We start from the raw sequence: 4,527 nt of genomic DNA on the forward strand, positions 1-4,527 counted from the left end.
AGCAAAGAAGTTAGTAAAAGCTGTTTGTAAATGTCTTAACCCTTGTTGTAAGGGTACACAGCTTACTTCATTGAGAAAGTGTAATTCTTCTTGTTTTTTCCACTCGGTTAGCATTGAAGAAGTTTCAGCGTAGCCTACGCTTTCTTGTCTTTCATGCCAAGCTTGTGTTCTGAGATGGAGAGCCTTATTGTAAACTAATCTTACACAGCCCCAAGTGCGCCGCAATAGCGACTCTTGTTCGGGTGTGGGGTAAAATCGGTAAGAATAGGCTTTTTCCATACCTCACATTTTAGCATATATTTCGTAAATGTGCTAATATTTAACAGCAAAGCCGCCGTTTTACGGCGGGGTTTCAGACCCAAATTTTCGATGAAAAGGAGTTAAGGGCAATGTCAGACTTAAATCGTGGCATTATGAAATTCGAGGGAGCCGATAAACCGGCAGTAGTGGCGATATCGTCGATTATCGTCATCGGTAGTATTATTGCTCTGATCCTTTGGGCAATGAAAGTCGCCTACATCTAGTTAGGGTTTGCGGCAAAAAGTTTCTCGTGGGGGCAGGGTGTAGGGTGTAGGGTGTAGGGTTTTACCCATTTTCATCTGGTAAATTACCTAATTTTCAGGGAAAAAGTCCCTAAAATTTCCCCCCGATCCCTCCAATGGCGGGTACTTTTTGATTTCCCAAAAGTCTAAAAGTCTTACCCAACAAGGTTTAGATTTATTCAGCAACACCTAGTTAACTAGATTAATTTCGCTCACTTTTGGCATCACTCAGTTTAAATTTCTTGCCATCACGATCTCACCTCTTGTCCCCTTGAGCCTGTAGGATAGGGTCAAGGGAGAAATTGCTAGTTCCCTCTATCGCGCCTGCTAGTTACACCCGACTCGAAACAGATCATCGATGAGCAGATCAACTTCTGTTTTAACAGAACTGTTGCAGTTACTCCCCCAATGGCGATCGCAGATGTACTTCAAAGCATCCCTGACCGCGCTATCCCACGCCATGGAGGATCAGGTTTTAGCGGAAGACGATCAACCGTTAGTGATTGCCAGTTTTCAGCGTGAGCGCTTTTATCGTCAAGAGGCCCATCGCTATCGACGCATTGCCCACAAAAGCGGGCAAGTTTATGTTTTGTCAGCCCCAGAAACCGATTTTAAGCATAGTTCCGACATTTACGAGACGATCGCTTTTCAACCGGAGGACAGTTTAGCCCAAGAATGGCATCTAGTGGTTATCAGTCGCCATTATGCTAGTTGTTTGATCTGTCGGGAACGAACCCATCTGGTAGCCGAAGAGGAAAATAGGGCAGCTATGGATAATAATCGCCGTTTTGAGGGGATTTGGACAAGTGATCGCCATGTGAGTCAACAGGCCGCCCAAATTCTTTTAAATCATATTCTCGATTATCGTCCCGAACTGGCGGAGAAAATTAGGCGCGCTCAAGAAGAATACCTGATCTGTGAACTGACGGACAGGGATCATCAAGAGGAACCGGATCCCTTTGTCCAGCGATTGGTCACTTATTTGCAAGCGGGACAGTATAAACTGCTGAAAGCCAATCGTTCCTTGGCATCGAAAGAACACAAGGAAAGACTGATCAACTCGGTGACAGCGGCGATCCGTCGTTCCCTCGATCCGGAAGCTATCCTACAGGTGGCAGTGCAGAAATTGGGGCAGGGATTGGGAGTCTGTCGCTGCGTGGTCTATCGTTGTCATGAGGCCGACATTAACGCCACCATCGAACACGAATTTTTAAACTCCGGCATTAGTTCCATCAAAGGACAAAAATGGCCTCTGAAAAATAATCCTCTGTTTCAGGAAGTGCTGGAATTGAGAGAATCCCTGAAAATTGAAGACGCTATTCACGATCCCCGTCTTCCAGGCGATTCCATTCAAAATCTCGTGCGGGAATGTTCCATCTATTCTTGGTTATTAGTGCCGATTTTTTACCAAAGTCGTCTCTTGGGAATGTTGGAACTGCATCACTGTGGACCCTATACCACCACTTGGAAAAGCGAGGATGTCGCCCTTGTGGATGCGGTGGCCACTCAAATCGGAGTCGCCCTCATTCAAGCAGAAGCCTACGCTAATTTACAGGATTTAAATGAACAATTAGCCGCCCTCGATCGCACTCGTTCTAATTTAGTCGCCATTACCGGCCACGAATTACGCACCCCCCTCTCCACCATTCAAGTCTGTCTAGAAAGTTTGGCCTCGGAACCGGATATGCCAGCAGAAATGCGCCAAATTATGCTTGATACTGCCCTGAAAGATGCGGAACGAATGCGTAAATTAATCCAAGATTTTTTAACTCTTTCCAGGTTAGAAAGTGGCCGGGTTAATTGGAATCCCGAAGCTTTATCCCTATCGGAATGTGTGGAATTAGCCATCAGTCACGTTCACTCCCGCAATCTCGACAACGAAAACCCAAAAATTATCAATCTTGTCCCCCCTAATCTGCCCTTTGTTTTAGCCGATGGCGAGTGGTTGGTGGAATTACTCTCCAAACTTCTCGATAATGCCTGTAAGTTTACCGGTCGCGAGGGAAATGTCTCGATCGAAGTCGCTTCGGGAAAACCAAAAACTCTAGAAGTAACCATTTCTGACACTGGACGCGGGATCGAACCCAATCTTTTAGAACAGGTTTTTGATCGCTTTTACCAAGAGGAGGGGGCCCTGCGACGCAGTGCCGGGGGAACCGGTTTAGGACTGGCTATCTGTCGTCAGATCGTTAATGGTTGGGGCGGCGAAATTTGGGCAGAATCGAGGGGCAAAAATAACGGCAGTCAGTTTCATTTTACTATTCCAATATTTAAAGATAAAACTAACGATAATCCCCCAAATACCGCTCCGAAAAAATCCTCCCGTCGTCCTGCTAGTAAACGTAAATAGCGGCCAGTTGCCCGTTTAGTTTTGGCTCTTTACTCGTGATACTAAATCCAGTTATTAAAAACTGATTATGTATTCCCCCTTTTGCTTCTTGCCTCTTGCCTTTTGCCTGTCCTGATATGTAGCATATACTTAAAGGATTTAGTATGACTTCCTATGCCTTTTCTTCATCAAAAACTAAATAAAAAAGCATTAAAAAAGAAGCATCAAATACCCAAGATATATAATAAACTTAAAAGAGTAATCAATTAGTCGTTTTTAGGTGAAAAAATTATGGGACGCGCCAAGAGAGTGGTTTTAGCTTATTCCGGAGGAGTCGATACTTCCGTTTGTATTCCCTATCTCAAACAGGAATGGGGAGTAGAAGAAGTGATTACCCTAGCCGCCGATTTAGGACAGGGAGACGAGTTAGGACCGATTCAAGAAAAGGCTCTGCGCTGCGGAGCGATCGAATCCTTAGTAGTCAATGCTCAGGAAGAATTCGTCAAAGAATATGCTTTTCCCTCAATTCAAGCTAATGCTCTCTACGAAAATCGTTATCCCCTTTCTACCGCCCTGGCTCGTCCTTTAATCGCTAAATTATTAGTAGAGGCCGCCGAGAAATACGGGGCCGATGCCGTCGCTCACGGTTGCACTGGCAAAGGTAACGATCAGGTGCGTTTTGATGTGGGCATTATGGCCCTCAATCCTAGTTTAAAAGTTCTCGCTCCCGCCAGGGAATGGGGCATGAGCCGGGAAGAAACCATCGCCTACGGGGAAAAATTCGGGATTGAGTCCCCCGTGAAAAAATCTTCGCCTTTTAGTATCGATCGTAACCTGTTGGGGCGCAGTATTGAAGCCGGTCCCTTGGAAGATCCGATGACGGAACCCCCGGAAGAAATCTATTTAATGACCAAAGCGATCGCCGATACTCCCAACGAGCCGGAATACGTCGATATTGGTTTTAATCAGGGAATTCCCGTCAGTTTAAACGGAGAAAATCTCGATCCTGTCACGCTAATTAGTCAATTAAATGACCTAGTGGGTAAACACGGTGTTGGTCGTTTAGATATGATCGAAAACCGGGTAGTGGGAATTAAATCCCGAGAAATTTACGAGGCCCCGGCTTTATTAGTTTTAATTGACGCTCACCGGGACTTAGAAAGTTTGACTTTAACTGGAGATGTTACCCAATATAAACGGGGAATTGAAGAGACCTACGGACAGTTAATTTATAAAGGATTGTGGTACAGTCCCCTAAAGGAAGCGATCGATGCTTTTATCATCAAAACTCAAGAACAGGTAACGGGATCGGTGCGAGTGAAACTGTTTAAAGGTAACGCTAAAGTGGTCGGTCGTCAGTCAGTCAATTCTATCTATTCTCCCGATTTAGCTACCTACGGAGCCGAGGATCAATTTGATCATAAAGCGGCCGAAGGTTTCATCTATGTTTGGGGATTACCCAGCAAAGTTTGGGCCGAAAAAACTAGAGGGAAGTAATCAACAATCCTCCCCTAAGTAGGGGCTGCTGAAAAAGTTTTTCGTGGGGGCAGGGTGTGGGGTGTGGGGTGTGGGGTGTGGGGTTTTACCCATTTTCAGGTGGTCAATTACCTAATTTTCAGGGAAAAAATCCCTAAATTTTCCCCCCAATCACTCCAA

At 45.3% G+C, this 4,527-nt stretch carries 4 protein-coding genes; 3 read left to right on the plus strand and 1 reads right to left on the minus strand.

Annotated features, from left to right (window positions below; all coding sequences use genetic code 11):
* On the minus strand, window positions 1-279 hold a 279-nt coding region (locus tag IM450_RS20875), incomplete at its 3' end, for a transposase (protein ID WP_287720674.1).
* Between the two features lie 110 nt (window positions 280-389).
* On the opposite strand from IM450_RS20875, the gene IM450_RS20880 reads away from it, so the two are divergent.
* The 3 genes from IM450_RS20880 (at window position 390) to IM450_RS20890 (ending at window position 4,368) form a co-directional block, all read left to right on the plus strand.
* Entirely contained in the window at window positions 390-524 is a 135-nt protein-coding gene (locus tag IM450_RS20880) for a hypothetical protein (protein ID WP_002736350.1), read from the plus strand.
* A 376-nt stretch (window positions 525-900) separates the two neighbouring features.
* Window positions 901-2,892, plus strand: coding sequence for a DICT sensory domain-containing protein (locus tag IM450_RS20885; RefSeq protein WP_287666513.1), 1,992 nt, complete (start codon window positions 901-903; stop codon window positions 2,890-2,892).
* 270 nt (window positions 2,893-3,162) lie between these two features.
* Window positions 3,163-4,368 carry an argininosuccinate synthase gene (locus tag IM450_RS20890; RefSeq protein WP_002800294.1) on the plus strand — a complete coding sequence of 402 codons (1,206 nt, stop codon included), beginning with the start codon at window positions 3,163-3,165 and terminating at the stop codon, window positions 4,366-4,368.
* Window positions 4,369-4,527: the final 159 nt, after the last annotated feature.

The organism is Microcystis sp. M083S1 (genome assembly GCF_020246405.1).
Lineage (GTDB): Bacteria > Cyanobacteriota > Cyanobacteriia > Cyanobacteriales > Microcystaceae > Microcystis > Microcystis aeruginosa_C.